Annotated in this window: 24 protein-coding genes; 3 read left to right on the forward strand and 21 right to left on the reverse strand. The window is 56.4% G+C overall.

Annotated elements, in window-relative coordinates:
- From tuf to fkpA, 9 genes are all read right to left on the reverse strand, one after another.
- Window positions 1-1148, reverse strand: a 1148-nt coding sequence (tuf, locus tag OGX75_RS01360; RefSeq protein ID WP_200103606.1) for an elongation factor Tu, incomplete at its 3' end; no start/stop codon positions are given.
- 70 nt (window positions 1149-1218) lie between these two features.
- Window positions 1219-3333, reverse strand: coding sequence for an elongation factor G (fusA, locus tag OGX75_RS01365; RefSeq protein ID WP_012135435.1), 2115 nt, complete (start codon window positions 3331-3333; stop codon window positions 1219-1221).
- A gap of 97 nt (window positions 3334-3430) precedes the next feature.
- Entirely contained in the window at window positions 3431-3901 is a 471-nt protein-coding gene (gene rpsG / locus OGX75_RS01370; RefSeq protein ID WP_002920113.1) for a 30S ribosomal protein S7, read from the reverse strand.
- A gap of 96 nt (window positions 3902-3997) precedes the next feature.
- Window positions 3998-4372 carry a 30S ribosomal protein S12 gene (rpsL, locus tag OGX75_RS01375; protein ID WP_000246815.1) on the reverse strand — a complete coding sequence of 125 codons (375 nt, stop codon included), beginning with the start codon at window positions 4370-4372 and terminating at the stop codon, window positions 3998-4000.
- Between the two features lie 125 nt (window positions 4373-4497).
- The gene (tusB, locus tag OGX75_RS01380) at window positions 4498-4785 is read right to left on the reverse strand and encodes a sulfurtransferase complex subunit TusB (protein ID WP_024131005.1); all 288 of its coding nucleotides are present in this window, start codon (window positions 4783-4785) and stop codon (window positions 4498-4500) included.
- A gap of 7 nt (window positions 4786-4792) precedes the next feature.
- Window positions 4793-5152 (reverse strand): sulfurtransferase complex subunit TusC, encoded by a 360-nt coding sequence (gene tusC, locus OGX75_RS01385; protein WP_012135437.1) that lies wholly within the window; start codon window positions 5150-5152, stop codon window positions 4793-4795.
- Entirely contained in the window at window positions 5152-5538 is a 387-nt protein-coding gene (gene tusD, locus OGX75_RS01390; RefSeq protein WP_012135438.1) for a sulfurtransferase complex subunit TusD, read from the reverse strand. The genes tusC and tusD overlap by 1 nt, the downstream gene beginning before the upstream one ends.
- Window positions 5538-6260: a helix-turn-helix transcriptional regulator gene (locus tag OGX75_RS01395; RefSeq protein ID WP_012135439.1), complete on the reverse strand. Its 723-nt coding sequence runs from the start codon at window positions 6258-6260 to the stop codon at window positions 5538-5540. The genes tusD and OGX75_RS01395 overlap by 1 nt, the downstream gene beginning before the upstream one ends.
- Window positions 6261-6426: 166 nt before the next feature.
- The gene (gene fkpA / locus OGX75_RS01400; protein WP_012135440.1) at window positions 6427-7245 is read right to left on the reverse strand and encodes an FKBP-type peptidyl-prolyl cis-trans isomerase; all 819 of its coding nucleotides are present in this window, start codon (window positions 7243-7245) and stop codon (window positions 6427-6429) included.
- 232 nt (window positions 7246-7477) lie between these two features.
- Between fkpA and OGX75_RS01405 the strand changes: the two genes are divergently transcribed.
- On the forward strand, window positions 7478-7696 hold the full coding sequence (locus tag OGX75_RS01405) for a protein SlyX (protein WP_012135441.1): 219 nt from the start codon (window positions 7478-7480) through the stop codon (window positions 7694-7696).
- 112 nt (window positions 7697-7808) lie between these two features.
- Here OGX75_RS01405 and slyD read toward each other — a convergent pair whose 3' ends face one another.
- The 4 genes from slyD to kefG all read right to left on the reverse strand — a co-directional run bounded on the left by slyD (window position 7809) and on the right by kefG (window position 11063).
- Window positions 7809-8402, reverse strand: coding sequence for a peptidylprolyl isomerase (gene slyD, locus OGX75_RS01410; RefSeq protein WP_041851431.1), 594 nt, complete (start codon window positions 8400-8402; stop codon window positions 7809-7811).
- Between the two features lie 94 nt (window positions 8403-8496).
- Window positions 8497-8697, reverse strand: a complete 201-nt coding sequence (locus OGX75_RS01415) for a YheV family putative zinc ribbon protein (protein ID WP_047460809.1) — start codon at window positions 8695-8697, stop codon at window positions 8497-8499.
- Window positions 8698-8706: 9 nt separating this feature from the next.
- Window positions 8707-10512 carry a glutathione-regulated potassium-efflux system protein KefB gene (gene kefB, locus OGX75_RS01420; protein ID WP_012135445.1) on the reverse strand — a complete coding sequence of 602 codons (1806 nt, stop codon included), beginning with the start codon at window positions 10510-10512 and terminating at the stop codon, window positions 8707-8709.
- Entirely contained in the window at window positions 10512-11063 is a 552-nt protein-coding gene (kefG, locus tag OGX75_RS01425) for a glutathione-regulated potassium-efflux system ancillary protein KefG (RefSeq protein WP_024131006.1), read from the reverse strand. Before kefG ends, kefB begins: the two co-directional genes overlap by 1 nt.
- A gap of 128 nt (window positions 11064-11191) precedes the next feature.
- Between kefG and OGX75_RS01430 the strand changes: the two genes are divergently transcribed.
- Both OGX75_RS01430 and OGX75_RS01435 read left to right on the forward strand, forming a co-directional pair.
- Window positions 11192-13093, forward strand: a complete 1902-nt coding sequence (locus OGX75_RS01430; RefSeq protein ID WP_012135447.1) for an ABC transporter ATP-binding protein — start codon at window positions 11192-11194, stop codon at window positions 13091-13093.
- 16 nt (window positions 13094-13109) lie between these two features.
- Entirely contained in the window at window positions 13110-14042 is a 933-nt protein-coding gene (locus tag OGX75_RS01435) for a LysR family transcriptional regulator (RefSeq protein WP_024131007.1), read from the forward strand.
- 149 nt (window positions 14043-14191) lie between these two features.
- On the opposite strand, the gene mdcH is transcribed toward OGX75_RS01435, so the two are convergent.
- The 8 genes from mdcH to mdcA all read right to left on the reverse strand — a co-directional run bounded on the left by mdcH (window position 14192) and on the right by mdcA (window position 21241).
- Entirely contained in the window at window positions 14192-15088 is an 897-nt protein-coding gene (gene mdcH, locus OGX75_RS01440) for a malonate decarboxylase subunit epsilon (protein ID WP_047460795.1), read from the reverse strand.
- Window positions 15089-15706 carry a malonate decarboxylase holo-ACP synthase gene (locus OGX75_RS01445; protein ID WP_286450955.1) on the reverse strand — a complete coding sequence of 206 codons (618 nt, stop codon included), beginning with the start codon at window positions 15704-15706 and terminating at the stop codon, window positions 15089-15091.
- 3 nt (window positions 15707-15709) lie between these two features.
- Complete coding sequence (locus tag OGX75_RS01450; protein ID WP_047460789.1) at window positions 15710-16669, reverse strand: AEC family transporter; 960 nt, start codon at window positions 16667-16669, stop codon at window positions 15710-15712.
- A gap of 124 nt (window positions 16670-16793) precedes the next feature.
- Entirely contained in the window at window positions 16794-17594 is an 801-nt protein-coding gene (gene mdcE / locus OGX75_RS01455) for a biotin-independent malonate decarboxylase subunit gamma (RefSeq protein ID WP_200028910.1), read from the reverse strand.
- On the reverse strand, window positions 17594-18427 hold the full coding sequence (locus OGX75_RS01460; protein WP_012135453.1) for a biotin-independent malonate decarboxylase subunit beta: 834 nt from the start codon (window positions 18425-18427) through the stop codon (window positions 17594-17596). Before OGX75_RS01460 ends, mdcE begins: the two co-directional genes overlap by 1 nt.
- Window positions 18420-18719, reverse strand: coding sequence for a malonate decarboxylase acyl carrier protein (gene mdcC / locus OGX75_RS01465; protein WP_047460783.1), 300 nt, complete (start codon window positions 18717-18719; stop codon window positions 18420-18422). Before mdcC ends, OGX75_RS01460 begins: the two co-directional genes overlap by 8 nt.
- Before the next feature lie 9 nt (window positions 18720-18728).
- Window positions 18729-19586 (reverse strand): triphosphoribosyl-dephospho-CoA synthase, encoded by an 858-nt coding sequence (locus OGX75_RS01470; RefSeq protein ID WP_110493732.1) that lies wholly within the window; start codon window positions 19584-19586, stop codon window positions 18729-18731.
- A complete protein-coding gene (gene mdcA / locus OGX75_RS01475; protein ID WP_047460778.1) occupies window positions 19586-21241 on the reverse strand; it encodes a malonate decarboxylase subunit alpha in 1656 nt (551 codons plus the stop codon). The genes OGX75_RS01470 and mdcA overlap by 1 nt, the downstream gene beginning before the upstream one ends.
- Between the last annotated feature and the right edge of the window lie 171 nt (window positions 21242-21412).

The following is a 21412-nucleotide window of genomic DNA, read 5'->3' on the forward strand; positions in this document are numbered from 1 at the left end:
GTACGGCCGCCTTCACGGATTGCGAAACGCAGACCGTCGTCCATCGCGATCGGGTGGATCAGGGTAACAACCATTTTGATGTTGTCGCCCGGCATTACCATCTCTACGCCTTCCGGCAGTTCGATGGTGCCAGTCACGTCAGTTGTACGGAAGTAGAACTGCGGACGGTAGCCTTTGAAGAACGGAGTATGACGGCCGCCTTCGTCTTTGGACAGGATATAAACTTCAGATTCGAACTTGGTGTGCGGCTTGATGGAACCCGGCTTAGCCAGTACCTGACCACGTTCGATTTCTTCACGTTTGATACCACGCAGCAGAACACCTACGTTCTCACCAGCACGGCCTTCGTCCAGCAGTTTGCGGAACATTTCAACGCCAGTACAGGTAGACTTCGCAGTCTCTTTGATACCAACGATTTCAACTTCTTCGCCCACTTTGATGATACCGCGCTCTACACGACCGGTAACAACGGTACCACGACCGGAGATGGAGAATACGTCTTCGATCGGCAGCAGGAACGGCTTGTCAATCGCACGCTCTGGTTCCGGGATGTAGGAATCCAGGTAGCCAGCCAGTTCGATGATTTTCGCTTCCCACTCAGCTTCGCCTTCCAGCGCTTTCAGAGCAGAACCACGAACGATCGGCGTGTCGTCGCCCGGGAAGTCGTACTGAGACAGCAGTTCACGCACTTCCATCTCAACCAGTTCCAGCAGCTCTTCGTCATCAACCATGTCGCATTTGTTCAGGAACACGATGATGTACGGAACGCCTACCTGACGACCCAGCAGGATGTGCTCACGGGTCTGCGGCATCGGGCCGTCAGTCGCAGCAACAACCAGGATCGCGCCGTCCATCTGCGCAGCACCGGTGATCATGTTTTTAACATAGTCGGCGTGGCCCGGGCAGTCTACGTGCGCGTAGTGGCGAGTCGGGGTGTCGTATTCAACGTGAGAAGTGTTGATGGTGATACCACGAGCTTTTTCTTCCGGCGCGTTATCGATCTGGTCGAATGCACGAGCAGCACCGCCGTAGGTTTTAGCCAGTACGGTAGTGATTGCAGCAGTCAGAGTAGTTTTACCATGGTCAACGTGGCCGATGGTGCCGACGTTAACGTGCGGTTTTGTACGTTCAAATTTTTCTTTAGACACGGCTATATTCCTTACTATAGTGCTCTCCCCTTCAGGAGAGAGCACGGGACTTAGGTTTTAATCCTGTGGATTATTTACCACGGGCTTCAATAACGGCCTGAGCAACGTTGCTCGGTGCATCATCATACTTCAGGAATTCCATAGTGTATGATGCGCGACCTTTGGTCAGAGAACGCAGCTGAGTTGCATATCCGAACATTTCAGACAGCGGTACTTCAGCGTGGATCTTAACGCCAGTAACTTCGGATTCCTGACCGCGCAGCATACCGCGACGACGGCTCAAGTCACCAATTACGTCACCGGTGTTCTCTTCCGGCGTTTCTACCTCAACCTTCATGATCGGCTCAAGCAGAACAGGTTTCGCTTTCTTAAAGCCTTCTTTAAAGGCAATAGACGCAGCCAGTTTAAACGCCAGTTCAGAGGAGTCAACGTCATGGTAAGAACCGAAGTGCAGACGGATACCGATGTCAACAACCGGATAGCCAGCCAGCGGGCCTGCTTTCAGCTGCTCCTGGATACCTTTATCAACGGCCGGGATGTATTCGCCAGGGATTACACCACCCTTGATGTCGTTGATGAACTCGTAGCCTTTCGGGTTGGAACCCGGCTCCAGCGGGTACATGTCGATAACAACATGACCGTACTGACCGCGACCACCAGACTGCTTGGCGTGTTTACCTTCGATATCGGTAACTTTCGAGCGAATCGCTTCGCGGTAAGCAACCTGAGGTTTACCGACGTTCGCTTCAACGTTGAATTCACGCTTCATACGGTCAACGATGATGTCGAGGTGCAGCTCACCCATACCGGCGATAATGGTCTGGTTAGATTCTTCGTCAGTCCATACGCGGAAAGACGGGTCTTCTTTAGCCAGACGGCCCAGAGCCAGACCCATTTTTTCCTGGTCAGCTTTGGTTTTCGGTTCTACTGCGATGGAGATTACCGGCTCAGGGAATTCCATACGTTCCAGAATGATCGGCGCGTCCGGGTCACACAGGGTGTCACCCGTAGTTACGTCTTTCAGACCGATAGCAGCAGCGATGTCGCCCGCGCGAACTTCTTTGATCTCTTCACGTTTGTTAGCGTGCATCTGAACGATACGACCGAAACGCTCACGTGCAGATTTCACGGAGTTCAGTACGGTATCACCAGAGTTAACCACACCAGAGTACACACGGAAGAAGGTCAGGTTACCCACGAACGGGTCGGTAGCGATTTTGAATGCCAGTGCAGAGAAAGGCTCATCATCGCTAGCATGACGCTCAGCCGGAGTATCTTTACCGTCGTCTAGGATACCGTTGATCGCAGGTACGTCAACCGGGGATGGCAGGTAATCAATTACCGCATCCAGCATCGCCTGAACACCTTTGTTCTTAAATGCAGAACCACAGGTTACCAGGATGATTTCGTTGCTCAGAACACGCTGACGCAGAGCTTTTTTGATCTCTTCTTCAGTCAGTTCTTCGCCACCCAGGTATTTTTCCATCAGCTCTTCAGAAGCTTCCGCAGCGGACTCGATCAGGTTCTGGTGCCATTCTTCAGCCAGTTCCTGCATGTCAGCCGGGATATCTTCGTAAGTGAAGGTAACGCCTGCATCTGCTTCGTTCCAGTTGATGGCTTTCATTTTCACCAGGTCAACAACACCGGTGAACGCTTCTTCAGCGCCAATCGCCAGTTGCAGCGGAACAGGGTTCGCGCCCAGACGGCTTTTGATCTGACCAACAACTTTCAGGAAGTTCGCACCCATACGGTCCATTTTGTTAACGAACGCAATGCGCGGAACTTTATATTTGTTTGCCTGACGCCATACGGTTTCAGACTGCGGCTGAACACCACCAACTGCGCAGTAAACCATTACTGCACCATCAAGAACACGCATGGAACGTTCTACTTCGATAGTGAAGTCAACGTGCCCCGGGGTGTCGATGATGTTTACGCGATGCGGTTCATACTGCTTAGCCATACCAGACCAGAATGCAGTAGTCGCTGCGGAGGTGATGGTAATACCACGCTCCTGCTCCTGCTCCATCCAGTCCATGGTAGCTGCGCCGTCATGAACTTCACCGATTTTATGGTTTACACCGGTGTAGAACAGAATACGTTCGGTAGTAGTGGTTTTACCGGCGTCGATGTGCGCACTGATACCGATGTTACGGTAGCGTGCGATGGGTGTTGTACGAGCCATTTGATTCCTCGTTTTATCTTCTAGGCGTTCAATTTAAGTAGCCCAAAGCGGGCTGCTTGCTGGAAGCGCCCGCCTGGTGACTAAAATTCCGAAGGGATTACCAACGGTAGTGTGCGAACGCCTTGTTGGCTTCTGCCATACGGTGAACGTCTTCACGTTTCTTAACTGCAGTACCTTTGTTGTCTGCAGCATCAGTGAGTTCGTTCGCCAGGCGCAGAGCCATGGATTTATCACCGCGTTTACGAGCAGCTTCAACGATCCAACGCATTGCCAGAGCATTACGACGAACCGGACGGACTTCAACTGGTACCTGATAAGTAGAACCACCAACGCGGCGAGACTTAACTTCGACAGTCGGGCGCACGTTTTCGAGAGCTACTTCGAAAGCTTCCAGTTCAGATTTACCAGAACGCTGAGCCAGGGTCTCCAGCGCGCTGTATACGATAGTTTCGGCAGTAGATTTTTTACCATCTACCATCAGGATATTTACAAATTTAGCCAGCAGTTCTGATCCGAACTTCGGATCCGGAAGAATTTTACGCTGACCAATGACGCGACGACGTGGCATGGAAATACTCCGTTGTTAATTCAGGATTGTCCAAAACTCTACGAGTTTAGTTTGACATTTAAGTTAAAACGTTTGGCCTTACTTAACGGAGAACCATTAAGCCTTAGGACGCTTCACGCCATACTTGGAGCGAGCTTGCTTACGGTCTTTAACGCCGGAGCAGTCAAGCGCACCACGTACGGTGTGGTAACGAACACCCGGGAGGTCTTTTACACGACCGCCACGGATCAGGATCACGGAGTGCTCCTGCAGGTTGTGACCTTCACCACCGATGTAGGAAGTCACTTCAAAACCGTTAGTCAGACGAACACGGCATACTTTACGCAGCGCGGAGTTCGGTTTTTTAGGGGTGGTAGTATATACACGAGTACATACGCCACGTTTTTGCGGGCATGCTTCCAGCGCAGGCACGTTGCTTTTCGCAACTTTGCGAGCACGTGGTTTGCGTACCAGCTGGTTAACTGTTGCCATTAAATAGCTCCTGGTTTTAGCTTTTGCTTCGTAAACACGTAATAAAACGGCCTCACACAATATGAGGACGCCGAATTTTAGGGCGGTGTCGAAAAGGTGTCAAGAAATATACAACGATCCCACAATCACCAGGCCATCTGGCTGGGATGCTTAACCGCAAGTCTGACGAAGTCAGTATAGTCAACCCTGACGACACTGTCTGAAATTTGACCGCTCAAACCGCGAGCATCGATATCTTCTTTCAGTGCGTAAACCGTTATGGGGGCGTTACGCAAACTTTCAAGGAAACGGCTACCTTCGATGGCCGCCGTAACGCCATCCTGTAGCAATAAAAGCGCATCGCCTTCTTTGCACACGCGAAGAAGCGCGGAAACGTCACTGAGCCATGCGGAACGATGTAATGTATGCAGGATAGTCACGTCAGAACCTCAGGATAACATCATAATTGTCCAGTTCACCGCGCAACGCTTCAGGTTCAAGCGGCGTCGCATCCACAATGAAACTCGCCCCCGTCTCCAGACCGCGCTCACGCAACGAAGCGGCGCACAGCCAGCATTGCTCGATATCGTACAGCCCCAGCAGTTTGAAGGTGGCGATGTAATCCCGCGCCAGCACGACATCAGGCGTTTGTCCCGAAAGAATCTGAAAAACGCCGTCGCCGATAAAAAAGACGCCAGTCTCTTCCGTCAGCGCCGACGTCGCCAGTAATGCATCCAGTCCTTCGCGGCCCGACGCGCTGCCGTGCGGCGTGGTGGAAAATACAAAAGCAATACGTTTCATCAAAACTGCACCACGCGATCGCAGGTCAGGGAGGCTTCCGCCAGCGCGCCAAGCCCGCTCAACGAAAACCCTGGCTGTAAGTTGGCTGATGCCAGCGCCAGCCTTTTTGCTTCGGTCTCATCCACAATGCCGCGACGTAGCGCCGCCGCAACGCAGATATTCAACGCGACGCCATGCTGCGCGCCCAACTGCTGCCATGCGCGCACCAGGTCGAATTCATCGCTGGCCGGAGAGGTCAACTGGTTGGCGTTATACACGCCTTCCCGGTAGAAAAAGACGCTGCTCAACTCATGCCCTTCGTTAACTAAGGCATGTGCAAACTGCAACGCGCTGCTCGCTTGCTGCGTTCCGTACGCTGGCCCCGTCACCACAATGGCAAAACGCATTACTTATCTTGCCCCTGGAAGTCGCCGCTTTTGAACTGACGAATATAGAGGTAGACCGTATGTTTGGAGATGTTCAGGCGGTCAGCCACCTGGTTAATCGCATCTTTAATATCGAAGATCCCCTTCTCATACAGATTCAGCACAATCTGACGATTCTTCGCGTTATTAGAGACATTGCGATCGGCATTCACCTCTTCAATGGTGAATTCCAGCGTCTGAGTGACCAGATCCTCCACCGAGGAGGCAAAGTTCACGGCGGAACCCACTTCCGGCGTTTCCGGCGGAATAAAGGTATTCATAATCTGCGAGAACGGCACATCAAGGTTCATGTTGATGCACAGCAGACCAATTACGCGATGCTCGCGGTTGCGAATGGCAATCGTCACTGACTTCATCAGGACACCGCTTTTCGCGCGTGTGAAGTAACACTTCGATACGCTGCTATCCGCACCCGTCATATCATGCAGCATGCGCAATGCAAGGTCAGTGATCGGCGAGCCAATTTTGCGCCCCGTGTGTTCACCGTTGGCAATGCGAATGGCTGAGCATTTCAAATCCTGCAAAGAGTGCAATACGATTTCACAATGGGAACCAATGAGCATCGCTAACCCGTCCACCACCGCTTCGTAGGATTTCAGAATATCAAAGTCGGTTTGATCGAAAGGACGTTGATCCAGTAAGTCAAGCTCACTGGTTTCGTTGGTTAAAAGCGACCTGGTCATGAAAAAAAACACTCCTTTTCAGGAGCCTGTCGTTATGTTTTCAGGGCAGGCTCATTATTTACGCGGATGATTAAATTAATACAGCGGGGGTTCCGCTTTCCAGTATTAATTATATCCGGCCTGCAATAAAAAAACCGCCGCCATGACAGGCGGCGGTTCTCAGTTTTTATTTTTTAGCAGCATCTGTCGATTTGGCGTCGGCCGCTGCGTCTGGTTTCGCATCGGCTTTCGGCGCCGGTTTGATGTCCAGCAGCTCTACATCGAATACCAGCGTGGAGTTAGCCGGAATACCCGGAACGCCCGTTTTACCGTAGGCCAGATCCGGTGGGATAACCATCTGGATCTTACCGCCTTTCTTAATGTTCTTCAGGCCTTCAGTCCAGCCTGGGATCACGCCGTCCAGACGGAAAGAGAGCGGTTCGCCACGGGTGTAGGAGTTATCGAACTCTTTACCGTCGATCAGCGTACCTTTGTAGTTAACCACAACGGTGTCGCTGTCTTTTGGCGCTTCGCCAGTACCGGCTTTCTCTACTTTATAAACCAGACCTGTTGAAGAGGTTTTCGCCCCTTTCTCTTTAGCAAATTTCTCGCGGAACGCTTTACCTTTCGCTTCGTTATCAGCGGCGTCTTTTTCCATCTTCGCCTGAGCGGAGGTCTTCACGCGCGCTTCAAATGCCTGCAAGGTCTGCTCGATTTCCTGGTCAGACAGTTTGCTCTTGTCTGCAAATGCATCCTGGACACCCGCGATCAGCTGATCTTTATCCAGTTTGATCCCCAGTTTTTCTTGTTCCTTCAGGGAGTTTTCCATGTAACGACCCAGCGAAGCGCCCAGCGCATAAGCAGATTTCTGGTCGTCATTCTTGAACGCGGCTTTGCTGTCAGCAGTTGCAGCTGGTTTCGCGGCGTCCGCAGCGAAAGTGAGCGGTGCATGCAGAGCAACGGCCATCGTGGTCGCCAGCAGCGTTACTTTAAACAGTGATTTCATCCATATCTCCAGGGCCGGGGCATCTCACCCCAGGGTTAACTTACATGAGAAGCGTACTATAAAACGTTGTAGAACAAATCAACATACGGACACGCCCTATTATCACCCCTTTTCAGACTCTTTTTGTTTAAATTAGTTTCGTAGAGGGCGAATGAGTGCTGTGTAATCCGATAAAGTTCAGTAGAATCCGCCGCGACCCAAGAAGTGCCGGAGACAACAAGAGAGGTGAATCATGCAAGATATAACGATGGAAGCTCGCCTGGCTGAACTGGAGAGCCGTCTGGCGTTTCAGGAGATCACCATTGAAGAACTCAACGTAACGGTGACCGCGCACGAGATGGAGATGGCGAAACTGCGCGATCATCTGCGCCTGCTGACGGAGAAGCTTAAAGCCAGCCAACCGTCGAATATCGCCTCGCAGGCCGAAGAGACACCGCCACCGCATTATTGAGACGTAAAAAAAGCGGGATATTCCCGCTTTTTTGTGCCAGATGGCGGCGTAAACGCTTTATCCGGCCTACTGTAGCCCTGATAAGCGCAGCGCCATCAGGCATTACAGACGATTAATGGCAACCACAGCCGCCGTTACCGCCACAACCACCTTTGCCATGCTCATGACCGTGGTCATGATCGTGGCCGTGGCCGCCGCAGCAACCGTCGTGACCGTGGTCGTGGTCATGGTCGTGACCGTGCGCGCCGTGAACGTGGCCATGAGCCAGTTCTTCTTCGGTCGCTTCGCGGATCGCCACAACTTCCACGTTAAATTTCAGGTTCTGGCCAGCCAGCATGTGGTTACCGTCAACCACAACGTGGTCGTCTTCCACTTCGGTAATTTCTACCGGTACCGGGCCCTGGTCAGTTTCCGCCAGGAAACGCATGCCAACCTGCAACTCGTCAACGCCCATGAAGACGTCTTTAGGCACGCGCTGCACCAGGTTTTCGTCGTACTGACCGTAAGCGTCGTTCGCGCCAACAGCCACATCGAATTTGTCGCCAACGTCGTGACCTTCCAGCGCTGTTTCCAGGCCAGAGATCAGGGAACCGTGACCATGCAGGTAGTCCAGCGGCGCACTCACCGGAGACTCATCAACCAACACACCGTCTTCTGTACGTACCTGATAGGCCAGGCTGACCACCAGGTCTTTTGCTACTTTCATGATATCTCCTGAGCATGGGAAGAATAGTGGCGCAGATTGTAGCGGAATTCTGCACCCGTGTACCCACTAGCTTAAAAAAACCTGCGGCATATCGCTAGTCTGGATGAAAAATCCCGATCACTTGCTCTTCTTTGCGAACGTGCTCGCGGGCCGCTTTATCGGCTTCACGCATCTGATGACCGCACTTAACACACTCAACAATATCGACATTATTTTCGCGCCACATCGCCATTGAATCCTGCGCCTGGCAGGCCGGACACGTCGCCCCTGCAATAAAACGTTTACGAATCGCCATACCTACCCTCTACTCAAACTCATCCCAGCCATCCAGCTGGCGCCGCTCTTGCTGCATCTCTCGCTGGAAAATCTCCTCCAGTTCGCGTCTGGCCTCTCTGGCACGAGAAATTTGCACCATGTCGGTATGCATCGGAATAAGCTCCCGTAGCATACGCATATCCAGCCGACGGAAATGCAGTTGCGCACGCTGCGCCTGGTGTGGGTGCATCCCTAACGACACCAGCGTCTTACGCCCCAGTTCCAGCGCGCTGGAAAACGTCTCGCGGGAAAACTGCGTGACACCCGCCTGTAATAACTCATGCGCTTCCACACGTCCGCGCGCTCGCGCAAGAATATGCAAATGCGGGAAATGCTGCCGGCATATCTCCACCAGCTTCATGGTGTCTTCCGGCTCATTACAGGTAATGACGATAGACTCCGCCGCTTCCGCTCCCGCCGAACGCAGTAGCTCCACCTGAGTCGCATCGCCGTAATACACTTTGTAGCCATATTTTCGCATCAGGTTAACGGCGCTGATATCGCGCTCCAGTACGGTGATGCGCATTTTATTCGCCATCAACAAACGGCCAATTACCTGACCAAAACGCCCGAATCCCACGACAATCACCTGCGGTTTATCATCATCCACCCAGGGCTTTTCATCTTCCTCTTCCGGGCCGTTAAGCTGTCTGGAGAGCCATTTATCGACGAGCTTCATCAGCAGCGGCGTGGTCATCATCGACAGCGTTACGGTGACCAGCAGCAGCGACATCTGGTCGCCCTGAAACAGCCGCTGGGACGAGGCGGTGGAAAAGAGCACAAACGCGAACTCGCCCCCCTGACTCAGCACGCCCGCAAACTGCATCCGCTCCGAACTCCGAATCCCGTACAGACGCGCCAGCAGATAAAGCACCAGCGTTTTCACCGCCACCAGCACGATGACGCTCACCGCTACCCACAACAGGTGGGTATAGAGCACGCCAAGGTTTAACGACATCCCCACGGAGATAAAGAACAACCCCAGCAGCAGCCCTTTGAACGGATCGATGGCCGTTTCCAGCTCATGACGGTATTCGCTTTCCGCCAGCAGCACGCCTGCGATAAACGTACCGAGCGCCATCGACAGCCCCAGCGCATCCATAAATAAAGCAGACCCCAGCACCAGCAACAGCGTGGCGGCAGTAAACACTTCACGCACGCCGGAATCGGCGATAAAACGGAACACCGGGCGCAGCAAATAGCGACCGCCAATCAGCATCCCGGCAAAGGCCAGCACCTTCATGCCGACCTTAATCCAGTCAAAATGTTCATCTGCCGAGCCAGCCAGCAGCGGCACCAGCGCCAGTGCGGGGATCACCGCCAGATCCTGAAACAGCAGCACCGAAAAACCCAACTGGCCGGATTCGCTGCGGTTCATCCCCTTTTCCCGCATCAGTTGCAGCGCCATCGCGGTCGATGACATCGCCAGACCAATCCCGCCGATCACCGCCGCCTGCCACGAGAAATCGGTAAGCATCAGCAGCCCGGCCAGCACGACAGCGCTCAGCATCACCTGGGCCGCCCCGACGCCAAAGATAGAGCGACGCAGTTGCCAGAGTTTGGAAGGGTTGAGTTCCAGGCCGATGATAAACATCAGAAAGACAACGCCCAGCTCAGAAAAGTGGAGGATTTCATCAACGTCGCTGATAAATCCCAGCCCCCAGGGGCCAATCGCAATCCCTGCCAGCAAATATCCCAGTACCGCGCCAATACCCAGCCGCGATGCCAGTGGCACCGCAGCGACCGCCGCGAAGAGAAACATCACCCCCGCCGTCAATAAATCGGAACCTTCCATTAGCGACCTCCCGCCAGAACAGGGTTTGCCAGCCATTCGCCGTAGGCTTTCGCGTGGCTGGCCAGTTCCTGCTCACTTTGTCGCCTGGCCCAGTAGATAATAATCGGACTCATCCAGTGCATCCGGCACATCGCCGCCGTCAGCTCAAACGGCCGCAGCACATCGGTCATCGGATAGCGGTTCAGCGCGTCGTAGCGATACGCGCTTTCCGGCTCGCCGGTGGTAATCACGCTCCGCCAGTACTTTCCCGCCAGTTGGTTCCCCCCTGGGCCACTGGCGAAACCACGGCTGAGCACGCGGTCTAACCACTCTTTAAGCAGCGCCGGACAGCTATAGGTATACAGCGGATGCTGGAAAACAATCACGTCATGTTCACGCAATAGCGCCTGCTCATGCGCGATATCGATAAAAAAATCAGGGTAGTGCGCGTAGAGATCGTGCACCGTCACATTACTGAGTTGCATGGCCGGTTTAAGCAGCACCCGGTTCGCGACCGAGTCCTGAGATTCTGGATGGGCATACAGCAGCAGTACCTTTGCTGGCTGGGACATCATCCCCCTCCCGGTTATTTTGTGTATCGTTATTGTTTTGGGCTACCATTGCGCTCCGGCGCGGCAGAATGCCCGCATATTACATTATCATAATGATAAATTAACATAGTCTGAACATACGGCGCCTTATGATTGTTTTCTCCTCGTTACAAATTCGTCGCGGCGTGCGCGTTTTGCTGGACAATGCCACCGCCACCATCAACCCAGGACAGAAGGTCGGCCTGGTGGGTAAGAATGGCTGCGGTAAATCTACCCTGCTGGCATTGCTGAAAAATGAAATCAGCGCCGATGCAGGCGGCGTGACCTTTCCCGGTAACTGGCAGCTGGCGTGGGTGAATCAGGAAACACCCGCGCTTGCGCAACCTGCTCTGGAGTACGTGATTGATGGCGATCGCGAATACCGCCAGCTGGAAGCGCAGTTGCACGACGCCAACGAACGTAACGACGGACACGCCATCGCCACCGTACACGGCAAGCTCGACGCCATCGACGCCTGGACCGTGCGCTCACGCGCCGCCAGCCTGCTCCACGGCCTCGGTTTTAGCAACGAACAGCTTGAACGTCCGGTCAGCGACTTCTCCGGTGGCTGGCGCATGCGCCTTAACCTGGCCCAGGCGCTGATTTGCCGTTCTGACCTGCTGCTGCTCGATGAACCGACCAACCACCTCGATCTTGATGCCGTTATCTGGCTGGAAAAATGGCTGAAGAGCTATCAGGGCACTCTGATTCTGATTTCGCACGACCGCGACTTCCTCGATCCGGTGGTAGACAAAATCATTCATATCGAACAGCAAACCCTGTTCGAATACACCGGCAACTACAGCGCATTTGAAGTGCAGCGCGCGACCCGGTTGGCCCAGCAGCAGGCGATGTACGAGAGCCAGCAGGAGCGCGTGGCGCATCTGCAAAGTTATATCGACCGTTTCCGCGCCAAAGCGACAAAAGCGAAGCAGGCGCAGAGCCGTATCAAAATGCTGGAGCGTATGGAGCTTATCGCCCCCGCGCATGTCGATAACCCGTTCCACTTCAGCTTCCGCGCGCCGGAAAGCCTGCCCAACCCGCTGCTGAAAATGGAAAAAGTGAGCGCCGGGTATGGCGATCGCATCATTCTGGACTCCATTAAGCTGAATCTGGTGCCCGGTTCACGCATCGGGTTGCTGGGGCGCAACGGCGCCGGTAAATCAACGCTCATCAAGCTGCTGGCGGGCGAGCTTGCGCCTGCCAGCGGTGAAATCGGTCTGGCGAAGGGTATTAAACTCGGTTACTTCGCTCAGCATCAGCTGGAGTATTTGCGAGCGGATGAATCGCCGCTGCAACATCTGGCGCGGCTGGCGCCGCAGGAACTGGAGCAGAAGCTGCGCGATTACCTCGGCGGGTTTGGCTTCCAGGGCGATAAGGTCAGCGAAGAGACCCGTCGCTTCTCCGGTGGTGAAAAAGCGCGCCTGGTGCTGGCATTGATCGTCTGGCAGCGCCCTAATCTGCTGCTGCTTGATGAACCGACCAACCACCTTGACCTCGATATGCGCCAGGCGCTGACCGAAGCGCTCATCGAATTTGAAGGCGCGCTGGTGGTCGTCTCGCACGACCGTCACCTGCTACGCTCCACCACCGACGATCTCTATCTGGTTCACGACCATAAAGTCGAGCCGTTCGATGGCGATCTGGAAGACTATCAGCAGTGGCTGAGCGACGTGCAGAAACAGGAAAACCAGCCTGATGACGCCCCGAAAGAGAATGCCAACAGCGCCCAGGCGCGTAAGGATCAGAAGCGTCGCGAAGCCGAACTGCGTGCCCAGACCCAGCCGCTGCGTAAAGAGATCGCCCGTCTGGAAAAAGAGATGGAAAAGCTGAACGCAAAACTGGCGCAAGCGGAAGAAAAACTGGGCGACAGCGAACTGTACGACCAGAGCCGCAAAGCGGAACTGACAGAATGCCTGCAACAGCAGGCCAGCGCCAAATCCGGGCTGGAAGAGTGCGAGATGGCCTGGCTGGAAGCGCAGGAACAGCTTGAGCAGATGCTGGCCGACTAACTTCGGGAATATGACGATGAATCCGCTGATAACCAACGATATCACCTTTCGCAAGTTAAGCATCTTCATGACGTTTATGGAGAAAGGCAATATTGCCCGGACGGCGGAGGCGCTGGATATCAGCGGGGTCAGCGTTCATCGCGCACTGCATACGCTGGAAGAGAATGTTCGCTGTCCGCTGTTCGTGCATAAAGGACGTAATCTGATCCCGCAACCGGCGGCGTGGACGCTGCTGGAGTATTGCCAGGAGGTCAGCCAGTTGATGGCGCGCGGGCTGGAAGAGGCGCGCAAAACGGCAGGGATCGGCCAGGGGCGTCTGCGCGTGGGTACGCTCTACTCTCTGACGCTGGAAACCGTCCCGCATCTGATCATGGGGATGAAACTGCGCCGACCGGATCTCGAACTGGATCTGACAATGGGCTCCAACGAAGCGCTGCTGAGAATGCTGGAAGACGGAATGCTGGATGCGATCCTGATCTCCATTTCAGAAAGCGCTATCGATCGCAACAGTCTGGAAGTGCTGCCGCTGTTTCATGACGATATTTATCTCGCCGCACCGGCGACGGCGACGCTTGACACCTCCTCGCCCGCCGATCTGCGTGATTACCGGGATCAGAAGTTTGTCTCACTGGCGGAAGGCTTTGCCACCTATGCGGGCTTCCAGGAAGCCTTTCATATTGCCGGGTTTGAACCAGAGATTGTCACCCGTGTGAACGACATCTTTTCGATGCTCAGTCTGGTGCAGGCGGGCGTCGGTTTCACTCTGATGCCGGGACGCATGAAGAAGATGTACGAGAATTCCGTACAGTTGCTGAAGCTGTCGCAGCCGTACCAGATGCAGCAGCTCATCGCCATTGTCTTCGCCCGCAACCGCGAGCGCGACCCTAATCTGCTGGCGCTGGCCGCCGAAGGGCGCATGTACGCGCGTAGCCTTAATCCGGGCGCCTGATCGCCGGATGGCGACGCTGCGCGCCTTATCCGGCCTACGGGGGTTGCATGTTGACCGGGATCGCCGGATGGCGACGCTACGCGCCTTATCCGGCCTACAACGGGTGCGAGCCGTAGGCCCGATAAGCGCAGCGCCATCGGGCAACCGCACTAGCCTCTAAGCCGTTTTGCCAGATGCACCGCGACATCCACCCCGCTGCGCTCCAGCGAAACAGACTCACCTTCCCACTCCGCCTGTCGCGTTAAGCAGGTCAACACGCCGCCGGGCGGCATTTCAATCGCCAGCCGCGCCTCGCGCTCGTTGGCGGAGATCGCCGCGTCCTGCCAGCGCACCGTCCGCGCCATGTTCATCGCCAGATCGTCAGCAATACGTTCCGGCTGCCACAGCACGCGCCCGGTACTACCGCTGAGGTATGCACAGCGCGGACGGGAGAGCGTCACATGACGGAACGCCTCCACCAGCCGCTGCGCCGGTTCCGCCAGCAGAGCGCAGTGCGACGGCACGCTCACCGCCAGACGGTGGGCTTTACTCGCGCCTTTATCCAGCGCCCGCTTCGCAACATCCGCCATCGCCTCATCGCTACCGGCAATCACAATCTGGGTTTCCGCATTCAGGTTAGCGATAAAGGTTCCACTGCCTGCAACCAGCGACTCCACCTGCGGCAAGGTCAGCCCCATAATCGCCGTCAGGCCGTAACCGTGCGGATACGCCTGCTCCATCAAATCACCGCGCAGGGCCACCAGCGTCAGCGCGTCGGTAAACTCCAGCGCTCCGGCGATCACCGCCGCTGGATACGCGCCGATGGACAGGCCGCTGACAATATCCGGCGCGACGCCGCGACGTTCCAGCTCGCGCGCCCACGCCACCCCGGCAATCAGCAAAGCAAGCTGTACCGCCCGGGTGTGTTGCAGCGCGTCCGGGGTATCAAGCGTATTCGCCTCCGCCCCCAGCACCTCGCGCGCCAGCGCTAACTCCGTTCCCGGAAGGTTTTGCAGCATACCTGCATGCTGCGTCCCCTGTCCCGGAAAGGTAAACAGGATTTTCATTTACTCCTCCCTGCGCCACGGGTCGCTGACCAGCCGCGGCCCCTGCGACGTTTTTAACAGCGCTTTGCCATCGCGCAGCCATTCGTTCAGCGCAAACGCGCCGTGTGGCGTTTCCACCTGGGTATCCGCACGGCAAAGCCCGCCCGTCAGTTGCTGCCGCCATTTCTCCAGCAGCTCGCGAGAGAGCGGCTGCCGGGCGCGAATCAGCAAATCCAGATCGCTTGCGGCGTGGATCACCGGGAGCCCGGTCGCCAGCGCGTAACCGGTACTGCCGGTAATCCCCCACGTCCACGGCCATGCCTGTTGCGTCAGTAATAAAGCCACCTGAACCGGTGGCTGCGAGATAAAGGGCGAGCGCAGCAGCGTCTGTGGGTCAACCAGCGATTCCGGCGTACAGACGCGGGTAATGGCGTCCGGTTGAGCCCAGCCCGCCGCGCGCTGGTCGCGCTTTATGCCGCGAACGCCGACGGGAATGCGCCCCTGCGCATCAACATCACGCCGTACCACCACCGGCAGGCGGGTATGCCAGACGTCATCCACCCAGGATTCCGTGACACCTTCCAGCGCGCTCCGCGCGTTAAGCCAGATAAGATCGTGGGGGCGTAATGTTGTGTTCATGCTTTAGAGTCCTGAAGTCAACGAGATAAACAACGGCAGCGACAGGATACACAGGACCGAGCTTAGCAGCAGCACGGCTTCTGCATCCGGCGACTGCACGCCGAAGCGATTACCGAACACCACGCCGAAGAAACCGGCAGACAGCGCAATCATCAGGATAGCGGTGATCGCCACCGAGCCATGCAGACCGAAAATCAGCACGATCCCCCAGGCGATCGCCGGTTGAATCAGCAGCTTGGCAATGGTGGAGGTAATAACCATCGTGTTGATCTGCAACTTACGCGCAGAAAGAATCACCCCGGTCAGGAACAGCGCCGCCGCAGTGGCGGACAGGCCCAGCGGTTTGATCGCCGCCAGCACCAGCTCCGGCATCTTGATACCGATAGCAGAGAGAATAACCCCCAGCAGCGGCCCCATCACGATCGGTTTCTTGATTGAACGCCACATCAGCACCGGCAGCATCGACAGAGTAGAACCTGAGTTGCCGCCTTCCGCACGCGCCTTCTCACGCTCCAGAATCAGCAGGCAGAACGGCGTCATCAGCACAGAACCGCAGGCGATGGAAACCGCGACGGAGAGCGACGTTGACGGCCCTTCGCCCAGCACGCTACCGAGAATCGGCAGGCCAAGCGCGGCGTAGTTTGGCAGAGCGACGGTCAGGGTCAGCACGGCCGCATCCTGCGGTGATTTTTTAAATACCTTCGTTGCCAGAAAATAGATAGCGGCGTAGGTGATCCACATCGCCAGCGTCAGCACCAGAATCAGCGGCGACTGCGCGACAATACCCGTCCAGGGCGTTTGTACCGTGGCGCTAAACAGCGCAGCGGGGAGTGCAAAATCCATGACGAAAATGTTGAGCAGGGAAACATTCTTGTTATCAACCATTTTGGCCTTCCCGGCCCAGAACCCCAGCAACATGATGACAAAAATCGGTGCAAGAGCATGAACAATCACGTAAGTCATAAATCACCTGTAATGAATAAAAGAGTTAGCACGGACGCGATGATTATTATTTTCAGGATGCAGGTCGCCTCACGGACGCAACGGGCGCGCCCGTGGGGTTATGCATCTGGCAGGTCTCTTTTACTTACCAGCTCGCCCGCATGCGTTCGCGTACAAGAGCAGAACTACGACGATTGTCGGCACCCAGACGATTTTTCAGCGTCGGCTCCTGACGAGCATCGCTGATGGCCTGTTGCAGAGTAGCCGTCACCAACGTCAGATCGTTTGCCGAAGGAGCATCTGGATTACTGATATCCAGCAGACTGGAGAGCAGTCCCAGCGTGGCGTAGTTACTGATGTCGTACGCCATCGGCGGAATGGTGGCCGCCAGTTTTTCCAGCGACTCGACGGTACGCAGGGTGATACGTGCCGCAGACTCTTTTCCCATCGCATGGATCAGCACGCCTTTGTCGTTGAAGGCAATCAGGCGGTTGGCCTGATAACCGTGCGCCAGAAACGCGCCGGACATCGCCTTGCCGACGATAAGGCCAATCACCGGATGCCCTGCCAGACGCGCATTGGCATACGCCGCTGCCGCACCGGCCAGCGCCTGGTGAATACCAAATCCCTCTTCACGGCGACCGTAGGCCTGGCTGGGCACATCAATCACCGCCACGATCGGGCGCTTAACAGCGTTGTCAGCATCGGCAGCCACGGTTTCGCTGACCACTTTTGCAAGCGTCCAGCCTTCCAGCAGACCAACCTCGCCTTTTGCGGCGCGTGGGTAATGGTTGTTAGCATCCGGCACTACCGCGATAAAGCGCGCCGTTTCACCGTTCAGCTCACCGTCTGCGGCCTGCACGGAGGGGCACAGCCCTTCGAGCCGTCTGGCGTTCGGTACGAGGGCTTGCAGCCATAACTCGCCACGGCTTATTACGTTACTCATCATTTCACCTCCCGGGCAAAGAGCGCGTTAATCTGTTCTGAATCGGCCTGTTTGCGGGTGTCGAAATGGCTCAGACGGTTCAGATAATCGTCGTAGTTATCGGTGCGGTGTTTTGCCGGAACGCCTTTCGCCAGCGCATCGTTCATCGCCGCTTTCACCGCGTTGACGCCATCGCCAACCAGCGCATCCACCAGCCCGCTTTGATAGCGCACTTCGCCACCGGTCATGCTCCAGATAAACGGGCGGTCACGGGAGTCATACTCTTCAATCCCGGCTTCCTGTTCGATAACCTGCGGGCCGTTCAGACCCAGACGCGCTTCGCGGGTGACAATCAGATAGCTACACAGCGCAGCGGCGATAGACATCCCGCCGAAGCAGCCGACAGTCCCGGCCACAATGCCGACCACCGGGGTGTAACGACGCAGGTCAACAATCGCCGCGTGGATGTCGGCAATCGCCGCCAGGCCGAGGTTGGCTTCCTGCAAACGCACGCCGCCGGTTTCCAGGCTCAACACCGCCTGCGTCGGAATGCCGTTACGGTTATCTTCCGCCGCCAGCTCCAGCGCCGCCGCCATTTTAGCGCCGGACACTTCGCCCATGCTGCCGCCCTGGAATGCGCCCTCAATCGCCACAACCACCGCCGGTTTGCCGTTAATAGTGCCTTTCGCCACGACCATGCCGTCATCGGCCTGCGGCACGATGCCCTGCGCGCCCAGCCACGGCGACATCACGCCTTCAAACGGGTCGAGCAGTTCGCGGTAGCTGCCTTCATCCAGCAGCGCATGGGCGCGCTGACGCGCTTTTAATTCGATAAAACTGCGGTCATCACGCATAGCTCACCTCTTCAAATACCTGTTCGATACGAATGCGCGCTACGCCCGGCGTCGCGCCGAAGTCGTGGATGGTCAGTTTGCCTGCCGGCAGGCTGCTGACCGTTTGCAGACGGGTAAACAGCGCTTCCCAGCGGCTGCGGCTGTTATCGACGGAAGTGGTGATATCAATGGTTAACGTCTGGCCCTGGTCGGCGGTGAATAACACCTCCATATCCCCGGAGCCGACAACCCCTGCCAGCGCCCTGCCGCGTAACGCGCGGCTGGCTGGCACGGTCAATGTGATTTTTTCCATAACATCCTCTTAATGCTTTGAATAAGACGTTTCGACGCGATCGAGAAACAGGGTGGCGGCGAGCAAGTCCGCCGCGCCGCCCGGCGAGGCGTTCAGCGCCAGCATCTGACGGTCTAAACGGGCCAGCGCCTGCGCCCCTGCCGGGTGCGCGCTGCCGCCCGCATGGAGAACGGCGCGCGCGCCATGCTGCATGGCATCCAGCCCCTCCATCCCGGCGCGAGAAAGTACGCAGGTGTCGGTCAGTGAGGTCATGATGGCCATCAGCGCATCCAGCCGGGCGTGCATTTCGCTGCTGCCGTTCTGTCGGCTTAGCCGAAGCTGCGGCAGCGCACGCTGCATAATGTGTGGAAACGCCTGCTGTGCCTCTTCTCTGGCGCCCGGTACGCGATAACGATGGGTGGCGCGCAGCCCTTTACTGAAGACTTTCGGCGCGGCGTCATCCGGCAGTTTTGCCAGTTCGGCGGCGGTTGCCGTCACCTGCTGCGCCCTGCCCGCGCCGCCGTGCATCGCCACGGCGCTCACCAACAGCCCTAGCGCCCAAATCGCGCCACGGTGGGTGTTCACGCCGCCCGTTGCCGCCATCATCTGCTGCTCGCCTTCGCGACCGAGTCGCCCTATGGTTTGTCTGAGCGCAATATCAGCCGGACGCCGCCAGCTTTGTTGCGCCAGCGCCTGAAACGTGGAGGTCAGGCTGTGCGCCGAGCGCTCCATCAGCGCAAGCGATAAATCGTGGTGCGCGCCGTTCCCCCGACTGTCCACCAGACCGGGCTTCGGGCTTAATCGTGCTTCGTCGATCAGACACTGCGTGGCGGTTCGCGCCAGCCATTCGGCGCCGCCTTCAACCTGAATCCGGGGCAGAAGTTTCATTACCAGCTCCGAAATTTCGCAGGTGGGTTGTAGAGCCCCCCGGACCATTCCACCAGGTCGGCAACACTGCCGGCCGCCAGCAGAGAACGGGTGGCGTCGGTACGACGAATGCCCATATCTTCCGGGTAAACCACCTTGCCGCTCTGACGCAGTTCGGCGACGCGCCGGGCGTCTACGCCCAGACCGATGTCGGTAATACCAGCCACCGCCGCAACCATCGCGCGGCGCTCTTCCAGACTTTCCGCCCGGTAGAGATAAGCGATACCTTCTTCGGTCAGAACGTGGGTCACGTCGTCGCCGTAGATCATCACCGGCGCCAGCGGCATACCGGAGGCTTTCGCTACATCAACCGCATCCAGTTTTTCCACGAAAGTCGGTTTCACGCCTGCCTGGAAAGTTTCCACCATCTGCACCACCAGTTTTTTACCGCGCTGCATGGGATCAGGTTCGGTGATCATGTTCAGCCAGGCCGGGGTAGCGTGACGGCGACCGTGCGGATCGTGGCCCATGTTTGGCGCGCCGCCGAAGCCGGACAGACGACCGCGAGTCACCGTTGAGGAGTTAGCCAGGCCATCAACCTGCAACGTGGAGCCGATAAACATATCGACCGCGTACTGACCCGCCAACTGACAGAAGGCGCGGTTAGAACGCATGGAGCCGTCGGCGCCGGTAAAGAACACGTCAGGACGGGCGCGGATGTACTCCTCCATCCCCAGCTCGCCGCCGAAGCAGTGCACACTTTCCACCCAGCCGCTTTCAATCGCCGGGATCAGCGTCGGATGCGGGTTCAGCGTCCAGTGTTTACAGATTTTGCCGCGCAGACCGAGTTGCTCGCCCCAGGTCGGCAGCAGCAGTTCAATAGCGGCGGTGTTGAAGCCGATACCGTGGTTCAGCGACTGCACCTGGTGCTCTGCGTAGATGCCTTTAATGGCCATCATCGCCATCAGGATATGTTCCTGTTTGATCAGGCGCGGGTCGCGAGTGAACAGCGGTTCGATAAAGAACGGTTTGTCGGCAACCACCACGTAGTCGATCCACGAGCCCGGAATATCGACGCGCGGCAAGTCGCACTCGTCGTCCACCAGCTCATTCACCTGTGCGATAACGATGCCATCGTGGAATGCGGCGGCTTCCACCAGCGCCGGGGTATCTTCGGTACTCGGCCCGGTGTAGAGGTTGCCTTTGCGGTCAGCTTTGTAACCGGCAATCAGCGCCACGTTTGGCGCCAGGTCGACGTAAAGACGGGAATAAAGTTCGATGTAGGTGTGGATGGCGCCAATTTCCAGCAGGCCATCTTCCAGCAGTTGCGAGATGCGCAGACTTTGGGTACCGGAAAAAGAGAAGTCCAGCTTGCGGGCGATACCCTTTTCGAAGATATCGAGATGCTCGCTGCGCCCAACGCTTGGCATGATCATATGCAGGTCATGCACTATCTGCGGGTTGACCTCCGCCAGCATGCGGGACAGGAAATCTGCCTGCTTCTGGTTATTCCCTTCTAATACCACGCGGTCACCCGGCGCGATCAGTTTTTCCAGCATTGCGGTCAGGTCTGCGGTTGGCAGCACCTTGCCCTGCACCGGAACAGAAGCCAGACGCCGCTGCTTCTCGGTGCGGCGCGTGTTCCAGACTCGTGCTGGCGTTTGCCCAGATAACATTATTAACCTCCTGATTCAGCTAATCATTTTGATTGCTTAACACTGGAAAGAGTGTGCGCCCTGGTGAGAAAGTCATCAATTAAGCGTAGAGAGGAATCATTAGCCTGAGAGTAATAATTTGAGTAATGAATTGTGATTAAGATCAGCGTCAGGAAGGTGTAAATCCGCTCC

Origin of the sequence: Citrobacter sp. CK199, from assembly GCF_030333285.1 — a bacterium.
Classification (GTDB): Bacteria; Pseudomonadota; Gammaproteobacteria; order Enterobacterales; family Enterobacteriaceae; genus Citrobacter_B; species Citrobacter_B koseri.

Coding starts and splice junctions, on each gene's coding strand:
- OGX75_RS01470 (WP_110493732.1), bottom strand. CDS start 19,586: ATGAAACTTCTGCCCCGGATTCAGGTTGAAGGCGGCGCCGAATGGCTG.
- mdcE (WP_200028910.1), bottom strand. CDS start 17,594: ATGAGTAACGTAATAAGCCGTGGCGAGTTATGGCTGCAAGCCCTCGTA.
- slyD (WP_041851431.1), bottom strand. CDS start 8,402: ATGAAAGTAGCAAAAGACCTGGTGGTCAGCCTGGCCTATCAGGTACGT.
- OGX75_RS01430 (WP_012135447.1), top strand. CDS start 11,192: ATGATTGTTTTCTCCTCGTTACAAATTCGTCGCGGCGTGCGCGTTTTG.
- kefB (WP_012135445.1), bottom strand. CDS start 10,512: ATGGAAGGTTCCGATTTATTGACGGCGGGGGTGATGTTTCTCTTCGCG.
- mdcC (WP_047460783.1), bottom strand. CDS start 18,719: ATGGAAAAAATCACATTGACCGTGCCAGCCAGCCGCGCGTTACGCGGC.
- OGX75_RS01445 (WP_286450955.1), bottom strand. CDS start 15,706: ATGAACACAACATTACGCCCCCACGATCTTATCTGGCTTAACGCGCGG.
- OGX75_RS01435 (WP_024131007.1), top strand. CDS start 13,110: ATGAATCCGCTGATAACCAACGATATCACCTTTCGCAAGTTAAGCATC.
- OGX75_RS01460 (WP_012135453.1), bottom strand. CDS start 18,427: ATGCGTGATGACCGCAGTTTTATCGAATTAAAAGCGCGTCAGCGCGCC.
- mdcA (WP_047460778.1), bottom strand. CDS start 21,241: ATGTTATCTGGGCAAACGCCAGCACGAGTCTGGAACACGCGCCGCACC.
- mdcH (WP_047460795.1), bottom strand. CDS start 15,088: ATGAAAATCCTGTTTACCTTTCCGGGACAGGGGACGCAGCATGCAGGT.
- fkpA (WP_012135440.1), bottom strand. CDS start 7,245: ATGAAATCACTGTTTAAAGTAACGCTGCTGGCGACCACGATGGCCGTT.
- tusD (WP_012135438.1), bottom strand. CDS start 5,538: ATGCGTTTTGCCATTGTGGTGACGGGGCCAGCGTACGGAACGCAGCAA.
- OGX75_RS01405 (WP_012135441.1), top strand. CDS start 7,478: ATGCAAGATATAACGATGGAAGCTCGCCTGGCTGAACTGGAGAGCCGT.
- fusA (WP_012135435.1), bottom strand. CDS start 3,333: ATGGCTCGTACAACACCCATCGCACGCTACCGTAACATCGGTATCAGT.
- OGX75_RS01415 (WP_047460809.1), bottom strand. CDS start 8,697: ATGGCGATTCGTAAACGTTTTATTGCAGGGGCGACGTGTCCGGCCTGC.
- tusC (WP_012135437.1), bottom strand. CDS start 5,152: ATGAAACGTATTGCTTTTGTATTTTCCACCACGCCGCACGGCAGCGCG.
- OGX75_RS01395 (WP_012135439.1), bottom strand. CDS start 6,260: ATGACCAGGTCGCTTTTAACCAACGAAACCAGTGAGCTTGACTTACTG.
- OGX75_RS01450 (WP_047460789.1), bottom strand. CDS start 16,669: ATGACTTACGTGATTGTTCATGCTCTTGCACCGATTTTTGTCATCATG.
- kefG (WP_024131006.1), bottom strand. CDS start 11,063: ATGTCCCAGCCAGCAAAGGTACTGCTGCTGTATGCCCATCCAGAATCT.
- rpsG (WP_002920113.1), bottom strand. CDS start 3,901: ATGCCACGTCGTCGCGTCATTGGTCAGCGTAAAATTCTTCCGGATCCG.
- rpsL (WP_000246815.1), bottom strand. CDS start 4,372: ATGGCAACAGTTAACCAGCTGGTACGCAAACCACGTGCTCGCAAAGTT.